Here is a 21,662-nt window from a genome sequence, read left to right as displayed (position 1 = left end):
CCTTGTCAGGTGATTCGTATGAACCGTCCTTCGTTCGGCAAAAGTCTGTCTCGCAGAAACGTCCTGTCTTCGCTGGCCGCGATCCCGGCGGTTGCCCTGCTTGCCGCCTGCAGCGACTCCGGCGAAGAGGCCAAGGCGGCGGATGTGAAGCCTGCTGATCCGGCCGCACCCGCAAAGCCGGCAACACCGGCGGCTGTCCAGGTGCCGGAAGCGCAGGGCACCGTCGACATGGCCGAATTGCTGAAGCCGGGCGCGCTGCCCGACAAGCAGCTCGGCAAGGATGACGCCAAGGTCACCATCGTCGAATACGCCTCCATGACCTGCCCGCACTGCGCGCATTTCGCTGAGACCACCTTCCCGGATCTGAAGACCAAGTACATCGACACCGGCAAGGCGCGCTATATCCTGCGCGAATTTCCGTTCGATCCGAGCGCGGAAGCCGGTTTCATGCTGGCGCGCTGCGCCAAGGATAACTATTTCCCGATGGTGGACGTGCTGTTCCGGCAGCAGGCGAACTGGGTTGGCGTGTCCAACACCAAGGATGCGCTGCTGCAAATCTCGAAGCTCGCCGGTTTTACACAGGAGTCCTTCGAGGCCTGCTTGACGGACCAGAAACTTCTGGACGATGTGAGATCTGTCCAGAAGCGCGGCGCCAGTGAATTCAAGGTCGACTCGACACCGACCTTCTTCATCAACGGTAAGACCTACAAAGGGGCGATGTCGATTGAGGAAATGTCGGCCATCATCGACCCTCTGCTCTGACATCAGGTCAGCGCTGAAGCGGCAGCGTTTCGGCGCTCGCCTTTATGGGGCGCGTGAATGAAGTTCTCGCGCCTCCGCCTCCTTGGTTTCAAGTCCTTCGTCGAGCCCGGCGAGTTCGTCATTGAACGCGGCCTGACGGGCATTGTCGGGCCGAACGGCTGCGGCAAGTCGAACCTTGTCGAGGCGCTGCGCTGGGTGATGGGCGAAAGCTCCTACAAGAACATGCGCGCGTCCGGCATGGACGACGTGATCTTTTCCGGCTCGGGTACGCGGCCCGCGCGCAATACCGCCGAAGTCACGCTTTTCCTCGACAATACCGACCGCTCGGCGCCTGCCGCGTTCAACGATGCCGACGAATTGCAGGTGTCGCGCCGCATCGAGCGCGAGGCAGGCTCGCTTTATCGCATCAATGGCAAGGAAGCGCGCGCCAAGGACGTGCAGCTTCTGTTTGCCGACCAGTCGACCGGCGCGCGCTCGCCATCGATGGTCGGGCAGGGCCGTATCGGGGAGTTGATCCAGGCCAAGCCGCAGGCGCGACGTGCGCTGCTGGAAGAGGCGGCCGGCATTTCCGGCCTGCACACCCGTCGCCACGAGGCGGAACTGCGGCTGAAGGCGGCCGAACAGAACCTCGAACGCCTGGACGATGTCGTTGGCGAACTGGAAAGCCAGATCGAGAGCCTCAAGCGCCAGGCGCGCCAGGCGTCACGCTTCAAGAACCTGTCGGCCGATATCCGCAAGGCCGAAGCGACATTGCTGCATCTGCGCTGGACGCTGGCCAAGACGCAGGAAGGCGAAGCGCGTTCGGCGCTGGCTGCCGCCACCGCCCTGGTTGGCGACCGCGCCGCCGCGCAGATGGCCGCCGCCAGGGAACAAGGCATCGGCGCTCACCGCTTGCCCGACCTGCGCGACGCGGAAGCCGCGGCCGCCGCCGCCTTCCAACGCCTGTCGATCGCCAAGTCGCAGATCGAGGAGGAGGCCGGCCGCATCCGCAACCGCCAGGCCGAAATCGAACGTCGGTTGCAGCAACTTGACGGCGACATCGCCCGCGAGGAGCGGATGGTGCGTGACAATGCCGATGTTCTCGAACGCCTGCGCACCGAAGAGGCTGCACTGAATTCCGAGAACGCCGGCGCCGCCGAACGCGAGGCCGCCACTCGCGCGGCATTCGAACAGGCGGCGTCGACGCTTGCGCAGAGCGAAGCCAAGCTCGCAGCTCTGACAGCCGAACGGGCCGAGGCCGCCGCCTCGCGCCATCAGATCGAACGGACGCTGCGCGAAACCGCTGAGCGCCGCGACCGTTTCGCCCGGCAACTCGCCGAGGTCGACCGCGAATTGTCGGACATCCTCTCCAAGGTGGCTGGCCTGCCGGATCCGGCCGAGAAGCGGCTGCTGGTCGAACAGGCCGTGGCGCTGCTCGAAGAATCCGAGGCAGCGGTGGCGCAGGCCGAGCAGTCGGTCATCGATGCCCGGGCCGCCGAAAGCGCTGCCCGGCCGCCGCTGCAGGACGCCAGGGCCGAGCTGGCGGGCATCGAGACCGAAGCGCGCACCCTGGCCAAGATACTCAATGCCGCCAGCGGCGATCTCTTCCCTTCGGTGCTGGAGCAGATCAGCGTCGAGCGCGGCTTTGAGACGGCGCTGGGTGCGGCCCTCGGCGAAGACCTCGACGTGCCGCTCGACCGCAGCGCGCCGGTGCATTGGGGCGAAAGCCAGATCCATGCAGGTGACGCGGCCCTGCCGGACGGTATCAAGAGCCTGGCCAGCGTGGTTCGTGCCCCCGCGCAATTGGCGCGCCGACTGGCGCAGATCGGTATCGTCGAGGCGGCTGACGGCCGCCGGCTGCAGGCGCTGCTTGCGCCGGGCCAAAGGCTGGTCAGCCGCGAAGGTGCGCTTTGGCGCTGGGACGGTCTCACGGCCAGTGCCGATGCGCCGACGGCCGCGGCACAACGGCTGGCGCAGAAGAACCGGCTTGCCGAACTCGATGCCGAAGCGGTGCAGGCGACGCTTGTCCTGCGCCAGGCCGAGGAGGCGCTGGCAAAGGCCGAACAGGCGCTTCGCCAGGCAAGCGAGGCCGAACGCAGCACGCGCCAAGCCGGACGCGACGCACAGCACCGCCTGGACGCTGCCCGAAATGCGCTGGCCGACGCCGAAAAGGCGGGCGGCGAGCTGTCGAGCCGGCGCGCCGCCTTGGACGAAGCGCGTGCCCGCATCGTCGACAGCCATGAGGAAACCTCGGCGGCCTTCGTCGAGGCCGAAATGCTGTTGCAGGACGCGCCCGATCTCGGCGACCTGCAGTTGCAGCTCGAACAGTCCTCGGCCAATGTCTCGCGCGACCGCGCCACGCTTGCCGACGCGCGTGCCGTCCATGAGGGATTGCGGCGTGAAGCCGAGGCGCGCGCACGCCGGCTCGATGCCATCGGCGCCGAACGCAGCAACTGGCTGGTGCGTGCCGAAAACGCCTCGACGCAGATTGCCTCGCTCGGCGACCGCAAGGCCGAGGCCGAGGCCGAGCGCGAACGCTTGGCTGATGCTCCCGACGAGATCGACGCCAAGCGGCGCGCGCTGCTGTCGCAGCTTACCGAGGCCGAGACCTTGCGCAAGGCGGCCGCCGATCGTTTGCAGGAAGCGGAGAACAGGCAGGCCGAACTGGACAAGCTGGCTACCTCAGCCATCCAGTCGCTGGCCGAGGCGCGCGAGACCCGTGCCCGTACCGAGGAAAGGCTGACGGCGGCCGACGAGCGCCGGCTTGAGGTCGAGGCGCGCATCCAGGAAACGCTGAACACGCCACCGCATCTGGTCATTCGCCATACCGGCCTGGAAGTCGACGCTCCGATGCCCGAGATGGCCGAGATCGAACGCCAGCTCGACCGCTTGAAGATCGAGCGCGAACGGCTCGGCGCCGTCAATCTGCGCGCCGAGGAAGAGCAGAAGGAGCTCTCCGACCGGCTGGAGGCGATCGTTTCCGAGCGCGAGGACATCATCGAAGCGATCCGCAAGCTCAGGCAAGCGATCCAGAGCCTCAATCGCGAAGGCCGCGAGCGGCTTCTCGCTGCCTTCGACGTGGTCAACAGCCATTTTCAGCGGCTGTTCTCGCACCTGTTCGGTGGCGGCACGGCGGAATTGCAGCTGATCGAATCCGAAGATCCGCTCGAGGCAGGTCTCGAAATCCTTGCCCGCCCACCGGGCAAGAAGCCGCAGACCATGACGCTGCTGTCGGGCGGCGAGCAGGCGCTGACGGCGATGTCGCTGATCTTCGCCGTCTTCCTGACCAATCCGGCGCCGATCTGCGTCCTCGACGAAGTCGATGCGCCGCTCGATGATCACAATGTCGAACGCTTCTGCAATCTCATGGACGAGATGGCCAAGACCACCGAGACGCGCTTCGTCATCATCACGCACAATCCGATCACGATGGCCCGCATGGACCGGCTGTTCGGCGTCACCATGGCCGAGCAGGGCGTGAGCCAGCTTGTGTCGGTCGATCTGCAGGCCGCTGAAGCGATGCGCGAGGCGAGCTGACGTGTCCGTGCTGATCGCGCTCCGCCGTCGGGACAATGTGCGATTGGCGCTCAGTCTCGACGGCGCATGAGCCAGGTTGCACAACCCGCCACCACCAGCCCGCACGCGATGCCGATGCAATCAGCAACCCAGTCGAACACATCGAAATCGCGGTCTATCTCCGACGTCCCCTGAAGGACTTCGATAGCAGCTCCGACCGCGGCCAGGAAAATCACCAGCCAGAGCTTATGCTTGGGCCATCCCAGACTGCCAAGGGCGGCCAGGACGGCGAATGCGCTGGCGTGGTTGAGCTTGTCATCGCTGAAACCGATATCGATCCCGAATTCCTGAAGCCAGGGCTCCGGCAGCAGCGCGAGGATAAGAACCGCGACGAACGTAACGACAAATGCGGTCCGTAAGACGACTGAGCAGGATGTCATTGTGCCCCAACAGCGATTTCGACCGCTTTGAGGTCGAAGACTGCCGACTGAACCCGATGCACTACGCAGGAGAAGCGCAGAGCGTCACGATTGCATCGGATTGTTGGAAAAGCAACGAAGTTTCGCCGGCATGGAAGGGTGAATTTTCCCGTTTTTTGGGAAGGTCAGTGGCCATCAAAGCGGGTTCCGTTTCATTTCGGCAAAGATAAGCTCTCCTCGTGAACTGGAGCTTCTTGACGATGACAGACGCGGAAACCGGGATTTCTCGCACGGAAGATGGTCTGGCGAACCCGGCGACACGGCCGGGGATTCTCGCGGATCTGTCGAGGCAAGGTACGTGTGGACGCGTCTGCGCGACGTGTCCGATGCGAAGCCTGAACTGCTCCTCATCGGTCCTCGATAGTGTCGCCGTGGGGCGAAATGCTCGTTGAGGTGAAAAGAAATGGCGGGGGCGGCGCTGCGGAAAGCGCCGCCCTGTTTTCCTGGTAATCAGGCGGCGAGCCAGGCCCTCGTGAAATCCTGCTCATAGGCCTGATGCATCTGATAGCCCATCAAGGCAGGTTTCATATGGCAGAACAGCTTTCGCCAGTAAGGCTGAACGATGACGCCGGATTCCCGCAGCATCAGCTGCAATTCCTTCATAACCGCGCGACGCTGATCCGGATCGGCGATGGCATTGGCCTTGTGAACCTTGGCATCGAACGCCGGATCGGCAAACCCTGTCTCGTTCCATGCCGAGCCGCTCTGATAGGCAAGCGCATAGGTCTGGATGCCGAGCGGGCGGGCATTCCAGTTGGTCGTCGCGAAGGGGTACTTGGTCCAATCGTTCCAGAATGCCGATTCCGGGATGACTGTGCGCTTCACCTTGAAGCCGGCGTCACGCATCTGCTGGGCGACGACATCGGAGCTTTCCTTGCGGTAGTCGGCTTCGACCGAGATCAGATCGAACTCGAAATCGAGCTGGCCGGCTTCCTCCAGCAGCGCCTTGGCCCGGACCGCGTCGCGCTTGATTGGCGGCAGGTCGGCGTGCTCGGGGTGCATCGGCCCGACGTGATCGTTCTGCGCCACCATGCCCATGCCGTTGGCGCCGAGCTGCAGCACCGCCTCATTGTCGACCGCAAGCTGAATGGCATTGCGCACACGCTTGTCGTCGTAGGGCTTGGCGTTGATGTTGCAGCGCGAGACGATGGTGGCGGCGGTGACGATCTCGCTCTTCTTCAAGCCCAGTCCGTCGAGCATGGCGACGTCATAGGACTGCGTCTGGCCGTTCAAATCGATCTCCCCCGATTCGAAAGCGGAGACGGTGGCGGCCGAGTCGGTGCCGTAGTCGATCCAATCGATGCCATCCAGGAACACCTCGCCGCCCCACCACGAGCCTTCCGGCCGCTTGCGCACCGAGGCGGCGACCCCGACATCGAGCTTCTTGAGTTCGAACGGGCCCGTGGAAACGGGATTTGCCGACAGGGCTGCCTCTTTCGGATTGAAGTCGCGATGGACGATCAATGCAGGGTAATCCGTCATCGCCGGGATGATCGTGATGTCGGGTTGCGACAGTTTCAGCGCCACGGTGTGGTCGTCGCGGATCGTGATCGCGCCGGCCCGCGCCACCTTGGTGTCGGGATCGATCAGCGAACTCATGCGCCCGGCCATGGAGTTGCCGGCGGCACCCTTCTCGCACCAGCGCGTGATGTTGAAGGCAACGTCAGTGGCGGTGAAATCGTCGCCGTTCGACCATTTCACGCCTGGGCGGACCTTGAGCACGTACTCCGTGGCGTCCGCGTTGATTTCCCAGCTCTGCAGAAGGACCGGCTCAAAGGTGAAATCCGGCTTCCAGCGCACCAGCGGTTCGAGAAATTGCATGGCGATGTTGCCCATCTGCGAAACCTTGAAACTGCGCGGATCCTCCAGTTCCATCACCTGCATGGCGACGCGAACGACACCGCCCTTCCTGGGCTGGGCCGCTTCTCCGGCCAGAGCCGGAACCGGCTGGCCGATGAGGCCGTAGGCGACCGCCGTGCTGGCGCCAAAGGCGCTGGCCAGCGCCAGGAATTCGCGGCGGCCGAGCGCGCCATTTTTTGTACCTCGCGCAAAGGCATCGATCGCGGGATGAAGAGGCTTGGATGTCATATCGTTTCTCCCATTGTTGATTTTACGTCCAAATTCGGTGGAATGCCCTTGCCGCACGATCGCCGGGCGCTGTCTTCTGTCGGACGCCGCGAAGGGTGGAGCAGATGCGGCGGCGAGGGGAAGCCAGGATGAATCTTCTGACGGCCATGCGCGTGTTCGACCGGGTCTGCCTGCTGGGCAGCCTCTCGGCGGCGGCGCGCGATCTCAACATGTCGACCACGGCGGTCAGCCGCATGATCAAGGATCTGGAAGAGGATCTTGGCGTGCGTCTCATCAACCGCACCACAAGGCGCCTCAGCCTCACCGAGGCGGGACGTGACTATGCTCCGCGGGCTCGCAGCCTGCTGGACGACATCTCGGAACTGCAGGATTCGACGCGCGGCCTGCACAAGGAAACGCGCGGGCTGATCCGGGTTTCCTGCTCCAATGTCCTTGGTCACACGCGCATCACCAAGCTGGTGCCGAAATTCCTGGAAGAGAACCCGCTCACCAGCATCGAGTTCGACCTGACCGCGCGCTACGTCGTCGGCATTGTCGAGGAGGGCTACGATGTCGCCATCCGTTTCGGCGGGCAGGCCGATTCCGCCTTGATCGCGAGGCGCCTTGGCGAGGTTCGCAACTATGTCTGCGCCACGCCGGACTACTGGAACAGAAATGGCCGGCCGGCCCATCCGGACCAGCTGGCAAGCCATTCCTGCGTGTTGAGCAACTTCGCCAAGCGGCTGGGCACATGGCCGTTTATCGGACCCGACGGGCCGTTCGACGCCGCAATTGGCGGACGCATCTCGACCAACAGCGTGGAGGCCGCCTATCAGATGACCATCGCCGGCTTCGGCATCGGCAACCTGCCGAGCCTTCTGGTTGATGCCGCGATCCGGGACGGCCGTCTGGAGGTGCAGCTTGACGAGTTTCGCCCGGGCTCCAGCCCGATCTATGCGCTCTATCCGCACCGCACCTATATCGCCGCCAAGGTGCGCGCCTTCGTCGATTTCCTGATGCGCGAACTGTCGGCGGATTTCACCGCCTGAGACTTTGCAAGGCCGCAGGCGAACGCAGTCAGGGGCCCGGCGCGAACGCCAGGCCCCTTTTGCCCCCATCGCCCGACGCGGCAATGTCATTTCCACCAGGCGGTGGTGTCGTACATCGGTCCCGGCTCCTCGAAGAGCTTTTCGTATTTGCACAGCGTCGGCGTCTTGCCGAGCGGCACGGAGACGCCATCCCGGAACGCCCATTCGCCGCGCTGCGTCGAGTCCGCCCGCACATAGCTCGACAGGGCGAAGGCGCGGTCGTGCTGCGACTTGTTCGGCGAGGAGCCGTGCACCGTAAGCAGCCCCCACATGGCAAGGTCGCCCGGCTCCAGCACCAGCGGAACGATGGTCGCCGGATCGATGCCGACCTTGCGCAACTCCTCCTCGGCGGTAAGGCCTTTCATCAGCTCGCCGGTTCCCTCGTCCGAGAGGCCGAGATAGCCGAGCTTGTGGCTGCCGGGCACGACCTGGAGGCAGCCATTGTCGAGCGTCGCGCGGTCCACTGCGAGGCCGGTGGTCACGGTCGCGTCGGCGACATTGTCGAAGGCGGCCTGGTTGCGGAAGCGCAGATCCTGGTGGAAGCGGTAACCCGTGACATTGGCGCCTGGCGGCTTCCAGTGCAGTTGCTGGGCGATTTGCCTGATGTCGCGGCCAATCAGGCCTTCAAGCAGTTTCAGATAGTCCGGGCTGCGCCGGAATTGCTCGAAATAGGAATTGACCCAGGAAAACCAGTACGCCTGCAGCACGTAACGCTGGCCGAAATCCGACTCGGGCAGAATCTGGAAGCTGAGATTGCCATGCCTATAGGTGGCGTGATGCTTGAGCCCTTCGGCGTAGACATCATCCGTTTCCTTCTTCAGCCGGGCCATCTCGTCGCCGTCGACGAACTGTCGAACGATCGCATATCCTTCCTCGCGGTACTGCTCCACCGCCTCGCGTGCCTGCTTGTCCGTCAACATGTCTTTGACAACCCCTGTCTGGTGATCCGTGGCGATCGTAACAAAGGCATTGCGGGCGATAAGTCGTGGATTCTGGCATCGACTTTCCCGAATATCGGAAAAATGCCGTCGGCGAAGGCGGGCGTGAATTCCGAACCCAGGTATCCCTCGCAAAGATCGCGGCGTCTGGCCCAGACGCAGCGCATCCAGCGCGCCATATGCGGCTGGTGCAGGAACCCGCGGTAAGCGCCGCTCCGGCCGCGACCTTCCTGCTTCAGCGGCAACCGTGCCAGCTCAACGCCGCGGTGCGGCACGGATCGGTGAACGGTGGCGCCGACGCAGTAGCGTCACCGCAACCCAAAACGGGAAGCCGCGCGTCCGCTGTTGGGGGATGGGGCTTTGGGCGGACGCGGCGTGTCGCCGACAACGCGCCATCTTGTCGACGCACGCAACTGGCCTGTGTTACGCTGGCGGTCATGCCGTCTCGCCGAGATGGCCTTGCATTGCAGGCCCGGTCCGGAGGGTGGGACTGGCACGAAACCTAACATGGCTTGAAGTGGCTTGGCTGTTCCATGGAGAACAGATCCTCAGAGGTCCTTGCTTTCGATGAAAAAGGCACTTGTCTTTGGAGCGGCGGGCCAACTTGGTACGGCTGTAGCGGAACGTCTGCTAGACGCGGGGTGGCAAGTTTGGGGTGCTACACGCGGTGGCAGACGCCTCCCTGATTATCTCTCACAACGTGGCATTCATTGGATCGATGGACCGAACGACAGCTATCAAGGCATGTTCCGAAGCCTCGGGAGTTCTGTGGATTCGGCATTCGTCCCAACTGCCTACGATGCTTCCCATGCAACGGACTTGCTGACCGCCGGGACGGGTATCGGCTCGCTAGTTGTAGTCTCGTCATCCAGCGTCTACGCCGATGGTGAAGGCAGGTCTCTGGACGAGGCGGCGGAGACCGGATTTCCCGTGTTCGATAGACCAATCAACGAGGAAACCCGCACGGTAGTGCCTGGACCACAGACTTATTCGACGCGGAAGATGGCCATGGAGCAATCCTTGCTTTCATCTAGCCTACACGTAACGATCCTTAGACCATGTGCCATCTACGGGCGGTTCGCGAGGCATCCGCGTGAATGGTGGTTCGTAAAAAGAGCGCTGGACGGGCGAGACCGCATTCCAGTCGCCTTCGGCGCCGAAAGCATTTTTCATACAAGTAGCGCGCGTGGCATCGCGGGACTGGCGGAAATCTGCATGTCTTCGCCCGCGCAGCGCATTCTGAATGTCGCTGACACAACGCCACTGAAAGTCAGAAGCATTGCTGCCGCGATCGGGAAAGCAATCGGCTTGCCAATCAATCTGGCTCCTCTTGAGGGAAAGTCTGTGGGACCCTCATATATCGGCTCGACGCCATGGTCCGTCGAACGGCCTTATGTTTTGGATACGTCGCGCGCTGCGGCGCTCGGTTGGCACGGAGGTGAATATTCGGAGCAAGTCAGAGAGACTTGTTGCTGGCTCGTTGAAAGCGCGCGCGGTGGAGATTGGCAAAGCCATTTCACTGCTTTCGCGCAGTATGGCTACGATGCTTTCGACTACAAAGCTGAAGATGAGTTGCTGGCGAAGCTATGACCCATCGGGCAGTGCTGGTGCACCATGGCGGAACAAATCGCAGAAAGAATTTGACCCTTGTCAATCGAGTTTCTTCAGAACACGCTCCTCGGAGTCGGGCTAGCCGCCTCTGTGCTGGTCACCTTGGCGATCTTGTTCTGGCTGCCGTTGGTGGCCATGGTCGCTCTGATTTTCGCAGCCATCCTCTACCTCTACCATTTCGCAACCGGCTGCCGGCGTAGCCAAGTTTTTCACTACGCTAATAGGGCTTTGCAGGCGTCGCTTATGTTCGGTGCCATTTCGGCGATAGGTCACATCATTTTGGAGCTACTACGCAGTTACGCGATATCCTTGGCACATGATTTACCGTCGCCGGTCGCAACCGCCTTTCTACAGTGAAACGGTCCATTGCGCGCCTCACGAATAATCCCTTGCCACGTATTGCGCCGCGAACGCTGTTTGCAGCCGCTTGTCGTCGTCCCATGACATGGGCGAGGGGTTCGCCCTGTCCCATGCTCGCAAGCGAGCATCTGCAGCTTTCATTGCCTTGAAGAGATCGCGGTTCGACAAGTCATCGGCCCCGGTTTCCTGTCTGAACGATTTAGCGGCTTCCTTTCGACGCTTGGACCACTCCGCATATGCCGGGTGATTTGCGCGCCGATACTCTTGCAGCGCCTGCTCGCGGTCTTCAGCGGCGCGCTTTTGCCATGGAGCGGGCTTTCCCTTCTTGCCGGGATTGTTGCTCATTGCCGCATCTCTCCTATAGCACGGGCGATTTTCACAGACCGGATGCCATGTGGAACATCCATTTGGCTGTAACGCTTGGCAATTTCTAGTGTTATCTAACTGATTGAAAAACAATGAAAATGGCGATGGCTGGGGCGCCAGGATTCGAACCTGGGAATGTCGGTACCAAAAACCGATGCCTTACCACTTGGCGACGCCCCAATAGCCGTCAGAGTCGCTTGTGCGGCGCGTTATTAGCAGAGCAGCCGAAAAGCACAATGCCAAAGCACAATGCTCATGAGTGACGCGAGAACACTCGGCTGGCCTGCGGCGCGTTGCCGCCAGATGGTCAATGAACAGGCTATTGGGACCACACTGCGAGCTCATTGCCGGCCGGATCGACGAAGTGGAAGCGCCGGCCGCCGGGAAATGCGAAGATCGGCTTGACGATCGTGCCGCCGGCGCTTTCGACGGCGCCAAGTGTTTCCTCGAGGTCGTCGCTGTAGAGCACGGGCAGCGGCTTGGCCTGTGCTTCCGCGGCATCGGCCTGGAAACCGCCATCCAGGCCCTCTGCGAAGGCCGAATAGGTGGGGCCATAGTCGGTGAACGACCAGGCAAAGGCGGAACTGTAGAAAGCCTTCAGCCGATCCAGCGTGCCACCCGTCGCCGGCATTTCCAGATAGTCGAGTTTTCCAGTCAGTTTCATGGGGCACCTATTTGTTCCCTTTATGTTCTAGACATCGAACCGTGAGGTGGCAAGTCTTTTTGCCGTATGTCCGGGCCGGCCTTTTTCTTAATCGATTGTAGCGGCGGAACGGCTTTTCCGGCGCTTGCCTTTCGCACTGCAGCATCATATCGCTCCAAAGTCGGACCAGGGCGGAACTTTCCGTTTCGCCAATCTTTCCAATCTCCTGCAACCGGAGAGCAAAGCATGACCAAATGGGTTTTCACCTTTGGCGATGGTGCGGCGGAAGGCCGTGCCGGCGACAAGAATCTGCTGGGCGGCAAGGGTGCCAACCTTGCCGAGATGTGCAGCCTGGGCCTGCCGGTGCCGCCAGGCTTCACCATCACCACCGAGGTCTGCAATGCCTATTACGCCAATGGCCGCGCCTATCCGGCGGGTTTGGAAGCCGATGTCGCGATCGCGCTCGATCACATTGGCCGGCTGACCGGCCGCCAGTTCGGCGATCCGTCAAAGCTGCTGCTCGTGTCGGTACGCTCCGGGGCTCGCGCCTCCATGCCGGGCATGATGGACACCGTGCTCAATCTCGGCCTCAATGACGAAACCGTCGAGGCGTTGGCCACTGATTCCGGCGATGCGCGCTTTGCCTATGACAGCTACCGCCGCTTCATCCAGATGTATTCCGATGTCGTCATGGGGCTCGATCACGAGGTGTTCGAGGAGATCCTGGAAGACCAGAAGGCCAGCCTCGGCCATGAACTCGACACCGAACTGACGGCCATCGAATGGCAAGGCGTGATCGCGCTCTACAAGGCCAAGGTCGAGGAAGATCTCGGCAGGCCGTTCCCGCAGGATCCGCAAGAACAGCTCTGGGGCGCCATCGGCGCCGTGTTCTCGAGCTGGATGAACAACCGTGCCATCACCTACCGGCGTCTGCATGACATCCCCGAAAGCTGGGGTACGGCGGTCAACGTGCAAGCCATGGTGTTCGGCAATATGGGCGAGACCTCGGCCACCGGCGTCGCCTTCACCCGCAACCCATCGACCGGCGAAAAGCAGCTCTATGGCGAGTTCCTGGTGAACGCGCAGGGCGAGGATGTCGTTGCCGGTATCCGCACGCCGCAGAACATCACCGAGGCGGCCCGCATCGCCGCCGGCTCCGACAAGCCGTCGCTGCAAAAGCTGATGCCCGACGCCTTCCAGTCCTTCGTCACCATCTCCGACAGCCTGGAAAAGCACTACCGCGACATGCAGGACCTCGAATTCACCATCGAGCGCGGCAAATTGTGGATGCTGCAGACCCGCTCCGGCAAGCGCACCGCGAAGGCGGCGCTGAAGATTGCGGTCGAGATGGCCAGGGACAGCCTGATCTCGAAGGAAGAGGCTGTCGCCCGCATCGATCCGGGCTCGCTCGACCAGTTGCTGCATCCGACCATCGATCCGAAAGCCGCGCGTGACGTCATCGGCGTCGGTCTGCCGGCCTCGCCGGGCGCCGCCACCGGCGAGATCGTCTTTTCCTCCGGCGATGCCGAGGATCTGAAGACCCAAGGCCGCAAGGCGATCCTGGTGCGCATCGAGACCAGCCCCGAGGACATCCACGGCATGCATGCGGCGGAAGGCATCCTGACCACGCGCGGCGGCATGACCAGCCATGCCGCCGTTGTCGCGCGCGGCATGGGCAAACCTTGCGTGTCGGGCGCCGGAACGCTGCGCGTCGACTATAAGGCGGGCACGCTGATCTCGATGGGGCAGACCTTCCGCAAGGGCGACATCATCACCATCGATGGCGGCAATGGCCAGGTGCTGAAGGGCGCGGTTGCCATGCTGCAGCCGGAACTGTCGGGCGATTTCGCCGCCATCATGGAATGGGCGGATGCCGTGCGCCGCATGAAGGTGCGCACCAACGCCGAAACGCCGCTCGATGCCCGCATGGCGCGCTCTTTCGGCGCGGAAGGCATCGGGCTTTGCCGTACCGAGCACATGTTCTTCGACGGCGACCGCATCGTCGCCATGCGCGAGATGATCCTCGCCGACACCGAGAGCGACCGGCGCGCCGCCCTGGCCAAGCTTCTGCCCATGCAGCGTTCGGATTTCCTGGAACTGTTCGAGATCATGGCGGGCCTGCCGGTGACGATCCGCCTGCTCGATCCGCCGCTGCATGAATTCCTGCCCAAGACCGAGGCCGAAATCGCCGAGGTCGCCGCCGTCATGAATGTATCGGCCGACAAGCTCAGGCAGCGCACCGAGGCCCTGCACGAATTCAACCCGATGCTTGGCCATCGCGGCTGCCGGCTGGCCGTCTCCTATCCGGAGATCGCGGAGATGCAGGCACGCGCCATTTTCGAGGCTGCCATCGAAGCCGGCAAGAAGGCCGGCGCGCTGGTGGTGCCCGAGATCATGGTGCCGCTGGTCGGCCTCGTGAAGGAACTCGACTATGTGAAGGCGCGCATCGATGCGGTCGCCAAGAGCGTCATGGACGAGAGCGGCGTCAAGATCGACTATCTGACTGGAACCATGATCGAACTGCCGCGCGCGGCGATCCGTGCCCATGTGATCGCCGAGTCGGCCGAGTTCTTCTCATTCGGCACCAATGACCTTACCCAGACCACCTTCGGCATCTCACGCGACGATGCGGCCTCGTTCCTGGAGACTTATCGCCAGAAGGGCATCATCGACCAGGATCCGTTCGTCTCGCTCGACATCGACGGTGTCGGCGAACTGGTGCGCATGGCCGCGCAAAAGGGCAGGGCGACACGGCCGGAGATCAAGCTCGGCATCTGCGGCGAACATGGCGGCGATCCCTCATCGATCCGTTTCTGCGAGGAGGTCGGTCTCGATTATGTGTCGTGCTCGCCCTATCGCGTGCCGATCGCCAGGCTGGCGGCCGCGCAGGCAGCGGTGCAGGTAGCAAAGACGGGGCGCGGATAGGGAGATCAAAGCTTACGGTTTTGTATGAAAACTCACGCGAACGTGCTGAAGGCACTGCGTAATCTCGACATTGTTCCTGCCCAATTTGCGGACGGCCCGCCAATTGTCCCGGGAATCATATGTTGCAGATATCACCCGCGCCGTTCCGCTCGATCCTGGTCATTCAAACGAAGTTCATAGGCGACATCGTCCTCGCCTCGGCGCTCGCCAGGAACCTGCAACTCGAATTCCCTGGCGCCAGGATCGTGTTCCTCTGCGAAGCGCAGTTCGAAAGCTTCGTGGTTACGCATGGTATCGCCTCGGAAGTGGTCACGTTCAGGCGATCCCGCATGCGCGGCACCGCGCTGGAGCGTGGAAAAGAGCTCTATGCCATGGTGCGGGCCCTGCGCGGCTTCCGCTTTGACCTGACGATCGACCTGACCGATTCAAAGACCTCGCGCATCATCAGCGGGTTCGTCAACGCCAAGACCCGCGTCGGCTACAATCCTCCCGAACGGCCTCTGAAGCTGCTGGAGCGGCAACCCGCCAATGTGTTTGCCAAGCCGTTCGGATTTGGCGGCCAGCATTTTGTCTATCGCTATCTTTCGCCCGTTGAAGCGCTCGGCCTTGATCTGCGCGTGACGGTGCCAAGCATTCAGCCTCTGCCGTTCGAGATCCTGAAAGCCTTGGCGCTTCTGGGCAAGCGTGGTCTCAACCCAAACGGCTTCGTGGCGGTGCACGCGGGAGCGAGTTTCAAGGGCCGGCAATGGCAGCCCGAACGCTTTGCCGAGGCGATCGACGAAATTGCAATCGATACCGGATTGGGCGTCGTCTTGGTCGGAGGGCCGGAGGAGCAGGGGACCGCCGCGCGGATCATCGCCAGGACGGCGACGCCGGTCGTCGATCTTGTCGGGACGCTGTCGCTCGAGACCTTGTTGGCCGTCCTGAAGCAGGCGCGACTGTTTCTCGGCAACGAGAGCGGCCCGATGCATATGGCCGCGGCCGCGGGCACACCCGTTGTCGGCCTGTTCGGTATGACGAACCCGTCGCGCTGGGGGCCTCTCGGCGTGCCCAGCATCGCGCTTCGGCCGCCGATGCCGTGCGACTGCGTGGCCAAGGGCTTGTGCCGCCGGACCGACCCCCGCAAGGCATGCTGCGTCTGGCGCCTGGAGGTGAAGCCTGTCATCGAGGCGGCGCGCGATCTTCTGGCGCGCACCGAGATGAAGCGGGAACGGGCTGTCTGAACGGCTGTCGTCGGATGGATCGTTCGCAAGCCCGGCGGTCAAATTGCCGCGCCAGGCATTTTTCTGCTACCCATCGTCCTGATTTCCGCCTTCATGCGGGTCTTGGGATGGCGGCTTGAAATCGCCCCATGGGAAATGTTCCAAAACAAAGGGCGGGTTGCCGTTTCCGTGAAACGGTGAACTGCTTCAGTCGGGAATTCGGTTTGATGCGTCTGCTGCAAAGACATCTCTGCATGATCGCCATATCGCTGGCGGCGATATCCAGCGCCCAAGCCGCGCCGCTTGTCGAGCCCACGCTGCACATCAAGCCCGCGGCAAGCGGAGCGGGCCGCGTTGCGCTCACGCTCGATGCCTGCGATGGCCAGACAGACACACGCATTCTCTCGGCGCTGGTGGAAAACAAGATACCGGCCACCATTTTTGTCACCGGCATCTGGCTGAAGCGCAACGCCGCGGCCGTCGAGATCATGCGGGCGCATCGCGACCTTTTCGAATTGGAAAATCACGGCGGGCGCCATGTTCCGGCGGTCGACACGCCGCAGAAGATCTATGGCATACGCAGCGCCGGCAGCCCGGATGCAGTGTTGACCGAGGTTGAGTCGGGGGCCGCGGCGCTTGCACGGACTGGTGAGCCCGCGCCTAAATGGTTCCGCGGCGCAACCGCCGAATACAGCCCCTCGGCGATCGCGATGATCCGCAAGCTCGGTTTCAAGATCGCCGGCTTCTCGATCAATGGCGATGGCGGCTCGCTGCTGGGCGCCAAGGAAACCGCCAAGCGCATCGCTGCGGCCAAGGACGGCGACGTCATCATCGCCCATATCAACCAGCCGACCCATGCCGCCGGCGAGGGCGTGGTGCAGGGCCTGCTGGCACTCAAGGACAAGGGCATGACCTTCGTGCGCCTGGACGATGCCGACGGTACCGGCAATCACGGCACCACCGACTGAGGGTGCATTCAGGTCGAAGTGCTCAGGCTGGCGTGGCCTCGACCGTGACCTTGCTGGCGTAGAACGCGCCGTGGTCGCGGATTTCGGTCATTTCGTCGAAAGGCCGCTCGTAAGCCCACATTGCATTCTGACCGGTTTCGCCGGCAAGCAGCACACTCCAATAGCTGGCATCGCCCTTGTAGGGGCAATGGGTCGAGTGTTCGGTAGCGCTCAGCTTGCCGAAATCGATGTCGGCGAACGGAATGTAGAAGGCGGCGGGGTAGGGAGCCTCCGTCAGCACCTTGGCCTTCGTGGACGACGCGATAACCGTACCGCCGGCGCGTACCGTAACGGTGCCTACATAGGGCTCGATGGTGATGATCTTGTCGGGATTGCGCTGGAAGCCGGGTGCCGGGTTGGCGATCTTGTCCATGCTGGTTCTCCTTGCCTGGCTCCCTAAGGTGTGGCGGGCACAGCCGTTGCGCAAGGTCCGTTTTCATCAAGAATACAGGCGCCAATCACCAAGGCGTGGCACGGCGCGTCGCGCTTTCGAGTGTCCGCCCCGGCTCAGGCAGCGGTTTTGAATGCGTCCATCAGTCCGGCATAGGCGGCCGCGATGCCCGCCACCGGGTTGCTGCTTCTCGAAACGGTTTCGACTTTCAGAGAGCCACCAACGGTTGGCAAGGTGAGCAGCAGGAACTGACGGTTGCCGCCATCGCCGACGGATGCCGCCGCGACGTGCTGGCCTTCGCCTTCGTTCTGGACGCACATCTTGAACAGCAGCGTGCCGCCGACCGCTTCGAGCGCGCCGCCGACAACTTCAACAAATTCGTCTTCGGAAACAGTCTTTTCGCCCGGCACCAGATCGGCCAGGCTTTCCGCAATTGTGCTCTCAAGGGCTTTGTCGTCGAGCTGCGCGTCCATGCGAACCTCTTTCAGTCGCCAATCGCCCCTTGCCCGTTAACGAAACTTAACGCCGACGATGGCCGGATTGTGGCGGATTTCCAAGTCATTTCGCCGGATAAGGCACTGCGCCGCTGTAGTGATTTCGATCCTCCTGCCATCTCGGTGGCACGATTGGCCCGGAGGAGGAAGCCCAAAACATGTCAAGATTCAACCGCTTGCCGTAGCGGCACGGGCGCGGAAATTCGTTCGCCGCGCAAGCGGGTGACTGGACAATCCGCAGGTTCGCTTCACAATGGTTCCAAGCTACGACGCAAAATGCGCGAGGGAGGAGGAGCGGAATGCTGGGGCTGATGCAGGAATGGCCGCTGCTGTGCCACAAGCTTATCGACAACGCCGAACGGCAGCATGGAGTGCGCGAGATCGTGTCACGCTCGGTCGAGGGACCGATCGTGCGCACCACCTATGCCGACATCCATCGTCGTTCCCTCAAGGTCGCCCAGAGGCTGGAGCGTGACGGCTATGGGTTGGGCGACCGCATCGCCACGCTGGCCTGGAACACGGCGCGCCATATCGAGGCCTGGTATGGCATCATGGGCGTCGGCGCGATCTATCATACGCTCAACCCGCGCCTGTTTCCCGAGCAGATCGTCTGGATCATGAACCATGCCGAGGACAAGGCCGTCTTCGTCGACCTCACCTTCATACCGCTGCTTGAGAAGATCGCCGGTGCCGTCAAATCGCTGAAAAAGGTGATTGTGCTAACCGACAAGGCGCACATGCCGCAAACGACCCTGCCCAATGCCGTCGCCTATGAGGACTGGCTTGACGAGGTCGATGGCGATTTCGCCTGGAGGACCTTCGACGAAGGCACCGCCGCCGGTATGTGCTACACATCGGGCACGACAGGCGATCCCAAGGGCGTCGTCTACAGCCATCGCTCGAACGTGCTGCACGCCATGATCGCCGCCATGCCCGACGCGATGGGCCTGTCCTCACGCGACACCATCCTGCCTGTGGTGCCGATGTTCCACGCCAACGCCTGGGGCCTTGGCCAGAGCGCACCGATGATCGGCGCCAAGCTGGTCATGCCCGGCTGCAGGATGGACGGCGCCTCGATCTAAGAATTGCTCGACACCGAGAAGGTGACCTTCAGTGCCGCCGTGCCGACCATCTGGATGATGCTGCTGCAATATCTGGAGGAGACCGGCAAGAAGCTGCCCTATCTGAACAAGGTCGTCATCGGCGGCTCGTCCTGCCCGCGTGCGATCATGACGAAGTTCCAGGACAATTACAACGTCCAGGTCATCCATGCCTGGGGCATGACCGAGATGTCGCCGCTCGGCACGCTGTGCACCTTGAAGCCGGAATATGCAGCCCTGGAGGGGGAGGCCCGGCTCGACGTCAAGCAGAAACAGGGTTACCCGCCCTTCGGCGTCGAAATGAAGGTGACCGATGACGAGAACAATGCGCAACCCTGGGACGGCAAGACCTTCGGCCGGCTGAAGGTGCGTGGACCGGCCGTTGCCCGCGCCTACTACGGTGGCGCCGGTGCCGAGCAGTTCGATGAGGACGGCTGGTTCGACACCGGAGACGTCGCTCACATCGACGCTGGCGGCTACATGCAGATCACTGATCGAGCCAAGGACGTCATCAAATCCGGCGGCGAGTGGATTTCGACTATCGATCTCGAGAATCTGGCCGTCGGCCATCCGGACGTTGCGGAGGCGGCGGCGATCGGCGTCCATCATTCGAAATGGGGCGAGCGGCCCTTGCTGGTCGTGGTCGCCAAGCCGGGCAAGGAACCGACCAAGGCTGACATTCTCGGCTTCATGAACGGCAAGGTGGCCAAGTGGTGGTTGCCGGACGATGTCGCTTTCGTCGGCGAAATACCCCATACCGCCACCGGCAAGATCCAGAAGATCACCTTGCGCCAGCAGTTCAGGGACTACCGCCTGCCGACGGATTGAGGGGATGTTGCGTGTTTCGGCTTCAAGCCGACGCGAAAAGGCACTAAACCTCCGTCCGGGTTGGGGCAGCGCAGAGAACAATGGTTAGCATTCCCGAACGGCGAACCTCGAAGGCTGCCGGCTGGTCGCGGCGCACGGCCGCATTTTCAGCGGTGCTTCTGCTGACCGATTTCGTCGGCCACCGCTTCGATCTCGTCGAAACCCCGGTGTTCCTATGGGTGCTGGGCATCGTCGCGCTGCTCGCTGCGCTGGCGCTGTTGTTCGCCGCCTTTGCCTTTTCGCGACTATGGAAATTTGGTGATCACGGCGGCCGTGACCTGACCGTCGGCGCCTTGCTGGCCCTGCTGGTGCTCGTTCCCTACGGCGTTGCCGCCTACTGGGCGACGATCTATCCGCCGCTCAGGGACATCTCGACCGATTTCGATGATCCGCCCGCGCTCGATGTCAGCGACCGGACAAAGGACATGAACGTGCTCTCGCCGTCGACGCCGGGCGAACAGCGGCTGCAGACCGACAGCTACCCGCTGGTCACCGCGCGCAGCTACGACCTGCCATTCGAGACCATCGTCAATGCCGTCGAGACCGTGCTCGACCGGCGCGGCTGGGATCTTTCCGAACCCTATCCCGACCTCGCCGGGCAAAGCGATGTGACCATTACCGCTGTCGCCAAGGGTTTCGTGCTCGGCCTTCCCGCCGATGTGGCGATCCGCGTGACGGACGATGGCGATACGGTGATCGTCGACATGCGGTCGGCCTCGCGTTACGGTCGCTACGACCTTGGCGACAATGCCGCGCGCGTCACTGATTTCCTGGCGGAATTGGACCAGGAAGTCGCCGGCCAGGTCGGGGCGGCTCCGGCCGAGTAGTCTTTTCCGCCGATCCCATGCCTGCTGGGAGGGTAGGGCCCAGGGCAGGCCTATCGGGTCGGCGTGAAAAGGCCGTCGATGGCGGGAGCCGCGTCCGTCGACACCACGCCACGCGCCACAAGATCCTCGAGATGGGCAAGCACCGACAGTCCGGCAGCACCATGCAGCTGCGGATCTGTATCCCGGTAGATCGCCTTGACCATGTCGGGAACCGTCCGGTCGCCGGCTCTGACCCGCTCCAGAATGGCCCGTTCGCGCATCTTGCGATGCGTCTTCAACCCGCGCATGAACGCGCGCGGCGCCGTTACCGGCCCGCCATGGCCTGGCAGCAGCATGCGGTCGTCGCGCTCGATCAGTCTGTCCAGCGATGCCATGTAGTCGGCCATCGCTCCGTCCGGCGGCGCGACGATGGACGTCGCCCACGCCATGACATGATCGGCCGAAAACAGGATGCCGGTTCCTTCCAGCGCGAATGCCGCGTGATTGGCGGTGTGGCCGGGGGTCAGAACCGTGCGAATCGCCCAGCCGTCGCCGGCGACCAACGTGCCGTCCGGCAGGGCGGTGTCGGGAACGAAAGCGGTGTCGGCGCTGGCGTCGAGTGCGTTGGTCTCGCCAACATGAAGTGGCCTTGCCGGCCGGTGAGGCCCCTGCGCCATCACCAAGGCACCGGTGCGCTGTTTCAGCCGGGCCGCCAGCGGGGAATGGTCGCGATGCGTGTGGCTGACGAAGATATGGCTGACCGGCCTGCCGGCGATCACGTCGAGCAAGGCCTGAAGATGAGCGTCGTCATCGGGCCCGGGATCGATCACCGCCAGCGTGTCGCGCCCGACGACATAGCTGTTGGTGCCATGAAAAGTGAAGGGGCTGGGATTTCGGACCGTGACGCGCTGCACGTCCGGTGCCACGCTCACGCCCTGGCCGTAATGCGGATCGAAGCTGGTATCGAATTTGAGAGCCATATCGGCACATTGTTCCCGGAACGGCAAAACCGATTGCCGCATAGCACGCAAGCCAATATAGGAAAACGCTAGACCGCGATT

At 62.8% G+C, this 21,662-nt stretch carries 16 protein-coding genes, 1 tRNA gene and 1 pseudogene; 9 read left to right on the top strand and 9 right to left on the bottom strand.

Annotated elements, in window-relative coordinates; translation table 11 throughout:
- Positions 1-18: 18 nt before the first annotated feature.
- Both EB231_RS26215 and smc read left to right on the top strand, forming a co-directional pair.
- Complete coding sequence (locus tag EB231_RS26215) at positions 19-762, top strand: DsbA family protein (protein WP_172351359.1); 744 nt, start codon at positions 19-21, stop codon at positions 760-762.
- Positions 763-819: 57 nt separating this feature from the next.
- Positions 820-4,278, top strand: a complete 3,459-nt coding sequence (gene smc / locus EB231_RS26210; protein WP_172351358.1) for a chromosome segregation protein SMC — start codon at positions 820-822, stop codon at positions 4,276-4,278.
- Positions 4,279-4,328: 50 nt separating this feature from the next.
- Here the strand turns inward: smc and EB231_RS26205 are convergent, their stop codons facing one another.
- A complete protein-coding gene (locus EB231_RS26205) occupies positions 4,329-4,697 on the bottom strand; it encodes a hypothetical protein (protein WP_172351357.1) in 369 nt (122 codons plus the stop codon).
- Between the two features lie 489 nt (positions 4,698-5,186).
- Positions 5,187-6,824, bottom strand: a complete 1,638-nt coding sequence (locus EB231_RS26200; RefSeq protein ID WP_172351356.1) for an ABC transporter substrate-binding protein — start codon at positions 6,822-6,824, stop codon at positions 5,187-5,189.
- Between the two features lie 128 nt (positions 6,825-6,952).
- On the opposite strand from EB231_RS26200, the gene EB231_RS26195 reads away from it, so the two are divergent.
- Positions 6,953-7,852 (top strand): LysR family transcriptional regulator, encoded by a 900-nt coding sequence (locus EB231_RS26195; RefSeq protein WP_172351355.1) that lies wholly within the window; start codon positions 6,953-6,955, stop codon positions 7,850-7,852.
- An 86-nt stretch (positions 7,853-7,938) separates the two neighbouring features.
- Here the strand turns inward: EB231_RS26195 and EB231_RS26190 are convergent, their stop codons facing one another.
- Positions 7,939-8,811: a phytanoyl-CoA dioxygenase family protein gene (locus EB231_RS26190; protein ID WP_172351354.1), complete on the bottom strand. Its 873-nt coding sequence runs from the start codon at positions 8,809-8,811 to the stop codon at positions 7,939-7,941.
- Positions 8,812-9,837: 1,026 nt separating this feature from the next.
- Here EB231_RS26190 and EB231_RS26185 point away from each other — a divergent pair.
- The gene (locus EB231_RS26185; RefSeq protein WP_172351353.1) at positions 9,838-10,419 is read left to right on the top strand and encodes an NAD(P)-dependent oxidoreductase; all 582 of its coding nucleotides are present in this window, start codon (positions 9,838-9,840) and stop codon (positions 10,417-10,419) included.
- A gap of 396 nt (positions 10,420-10,815) precedes the next feature.
- Here the strand turns inward: EB231_RS26185 and EB231_RS26180 are convergent, their stop codons facing one another.
- The 3 genes from EB231_RS26180 to EB231_RS26170 all read right to left on the bottom strand — a co-directional run bounded on the left by EB231_RS26180 (position 10,816) and on the right by EB231_RS26170 (position 11,830).
- Positions 10,816-11,145 carry a hypothetical protein gene (locus tag EB231_RS26180; RefSeq protein WP_172351352.1) on the bottom strand — a complete coding sequence of 110 codons (330 nt, stop codon included), beginning with the start codon at positions 11,143-11,145 and terminating at the stop codon, positions 10,816-10,818.
- 126 nt (positions 11,146-11,271) lie between these two features.
- Positions 11,272-11,346, bottom strand: a tRNA-Gln gene (locus tag EB231_RS26175).
- A gap of 139 nt (positions 11,347-11,485) precedes the next feature.
- A complete protein-coding gene (locus tag EB231_RS26170; RefSeq protein WP_172351351.1) occupies positions 11,486-11,830 on the bottom strand; it encodes a VOC family protein in 345 nt (114 codons plus the stop codon).
- A 225-nt stretch (positions 11,831-12,055) separates the two neighbouring features.
- On the opposite strand from EB231_RS26170, the gene ppdK reads away from it, so the two are divergent.
- The 3 genes from ppdK (at position 12,056) to EB231_RS26155 (ending at position 16,904) form a co-directional block, all read left to right on the top strand.
- Positions 12,056-14,734 carry a pyruvate, phosphate dikinase gene (ppdK, locus tag EB231_RS26165; protein ID WP_172351350.1) on the top strand — a complete coding sequence of 893 codons (2,679 nt, stop codon included), beginning with the start codon at positions 12,056-12,058 and terminating at the stop codon, positions 14,732-14,734.
- A 119-nt stretch (positions 14,735-14,853) separates the two neighbouring features.
- Positions 14,854-15,957, top strand: coding sequence for a glycosyltransferase family 9 protein (locus EB231_RS26160; protein ID WP_172351349.1), 1,104 nt, complete (start codon positions 14,854-14,856; stop codon positions 15,955-15,957).
- 206 nt (positions 15,958-16,163) lie between these two features.
- Entirely contained in the window at positions 16,164-16,904 is a 741-nt protein-coding gene (locus EB231_RS26155; protein WP_172351348.1) for a polysaccharide deacetylase family protein, read from the top strand.
- Positions 16,905-16,926: 22 nt separating this feature from the next.
- Here EB231_RS26155 and EB231_RS26150 read toward each other — a convergent pair whose 3' ends face one another.
- Together EB231_RS26150 and EB231_RS26145 are read right to left on the bottom strand one after the other, a co-directional pair.
- On the bottom strand, positions 16,927-17,316 hold the full coding sequence (locus EB231_RS26150) for a DUF427 domain-containing protein (RefSeq protein WP_172351347.1): 390 nt from the start codon (positions 17,314-17,316) through the stop codon (positions 16,927-16,929).
- A 134-nt stretch (positions 17,317-17,450) separates the two neighbouring features.
- Positions 17,451-17,807: a hypothetical protein gene (locus EB231_RS26145; protein ID WP_172351346.1), complete on the bottom strand. Its 357-nt coding sequence runs from the start codon at positions 17,805-17,807 to the stop codon at positions 17,451-17,453.
- 320 nt (positions 17,808-18,127) lie between these two features.
- Here EB231_RS26145 and EB231_RS26140 point away from each other — a divergent pair.
- Positions 18,128-19,756 (top strand): annotated as a pseudogene (locus EB231_RS26140) (fatty-acid--CoA ligase).
- 80 nt (positions 19,757-19,836) lie between these two features.
- On the top strand, positions 19,837-20,622 hold the full coding sequence (locus tag EB231_RS26135; RefSeq protein WP_172351345.1) for a DUF1499 domain-containing protein: 786 nt from the start codon (positions 19,837-19,839) through the stop codon (positions 20,620-20,622).
- A 50-nt stretch (positions 20,623-20,672) separates the two neighbouring features.
- On the opposite strand, the gene EB231_RS26130 is transcribed toward EB231_RS26135, so the two are convergent.
- Positions 20,673-21,581 carry an MBL fold metallo-hydrolase gene (locus EB231_RS26130; RefSeq protein ID WP_172351344.1) on the bottom strand — a complete coding sequence of 303 codons (909 nt, stop codon included), beginning with the start codon at positions 21,579-21,581 and terminating at the stop codon, positions 20,673-20,675.
- Positions 21,582-21,662 lie beyond the last annotated feature (81 nt).

The organism is Mesorhizobium sp. NZP2298 (genome assembly GCF_013170825.1).
Taxonomy (GTDB): domain Bacteria; phylum Pseudomonadota; class Alphaproteobacteria; order Rhizobiales; family Rhizobiaceae; genus Mesorhizobium.
The sequence above is the reverse complement of the archived record's forward strand: the minus strand, read 5'-3'. Positions and strand labels throughout refer to the sequence as shown.

What these genes read in the sequence shown, in the direction of transcription:
- EB231_RS26215 (WP_172351359.1), top strand. Translation starts at nt 19, where the DNA reads ATGAACCGTCCTTCGTTCGGCAAAAGTCTGTCTCGCAGAAACGTCCTG.
- smc (WP_172351358.1), top strand. Translation starts at nt 820, where the DNA reads ATGAAGTTCTCGCGCCTCCGCCTCCTTGGTTTCAAGTCCTTCGTCGAG.
- EB231_RS26205 (WP_172351357.1), bottom strand. Translation starts at nt 4,697, where the DNA reads ATGACATCCTGCTCAGTCGTCTTACGGACCGCATTTGTCGTTACGTTC.
- EB231_RS26200 (WP_172351356.1), bottom strand. Translation starts at nt 6,824, where the DNA reads ATGACATCCAAGCCTCTTCATCCCGCGATCGATGCCTTTGCGCGAGGT.
- EB231_RS26195 (WP_172351355.1), top strand. Translation starts at nt 6,953, where the DNA reads ATGAATCTTCTGACGGCCATGCGCGTGTTCGACCGGGTCTGCCTGCTG.
- EB231_RS26190 (WP_172351354.1), bottom strand. Translation starts at nt 8,811, where the DNA reads ATGTTGACGGACAAGCAGGCACGCGAGGCGGTGGAGCAGTACCGCGAG.
- EB231_RS26185 (WP_172351353.1), top strand. Translation starts at nt 9,838, where the DNA reads ATGGAGCAATCCTTGCTTTCATCTAGCCTACACGTAACGATCCTTAGA.
- EB231_RS26180 (WP_172351352.1), bottom strand. Translation starts at nt 11,145, where the DNA reads ATGAGCAACAATCCCGGCAAGAAGGGAAAGCCCGCTCCATGGCAAAAG.
- EB231_RS26170 (WP_172351351.1), bottom strand. Translation starts at nt 11,830, where the DNA reads ATGAAACTGACTGGAAAACTCGACTATCTGGAAATGCCGGCGACGGGT.
- ppdK (WP_172351350.1), top strand. Translation starts at nt 12,056, where the DNA reads ATGACCAAATGGGTTTTCACCTTTGGCGATGGTGCGGCGGAAGGCCGT.
- EB231_RS26160 (WP_172351349.1), top strand. Translation starts at nt 14,854, where the DNA reads ATGTTGCAGATATCACCCGCGCCGTTCCGCTCGATCCTGGTCATTCAA.
- EB231_RS26155 (WP_172351348.1), top strand. Translation starts at nt 16,164, where the DNA reads ATGCGTCTGCTGCAAAGACATCTCTGCATGATCGCCATATCGCTGGCG.
- EB231_RS26150 (WP_172351347.1), bottom strand. Translation starts at nt 17,316, where the DNA reads ATGGACAAGATCGCCAACCCGGCACCCGGCTTCCAGCGCAATCCCGAC.
- EB231_RS26145 (WP_172351346.1), bottom strand. Translation starts at nt 17,807, where the DNA reads ATGGACGCGCAGCTCGACGACAAAGCCCTTGAGAGCACAATTGCGGAA.
- EB231_RS26135 (WP_172351345.1), top strand. Translation starts at nt 19,837, where the DNA reads ATGGTTAGCATTCCCGAACGGCGAACCTCGAAGGCTGCCGGCTGGTCG.
- EB231_RS26130 (WP_172351344.1), bottom strand. Translation starts at nt 21,581, where the DNA reads ATGGCTCTCAAATTCGATACCAGCTTCGATCCGCATTACGGCCAGGGC.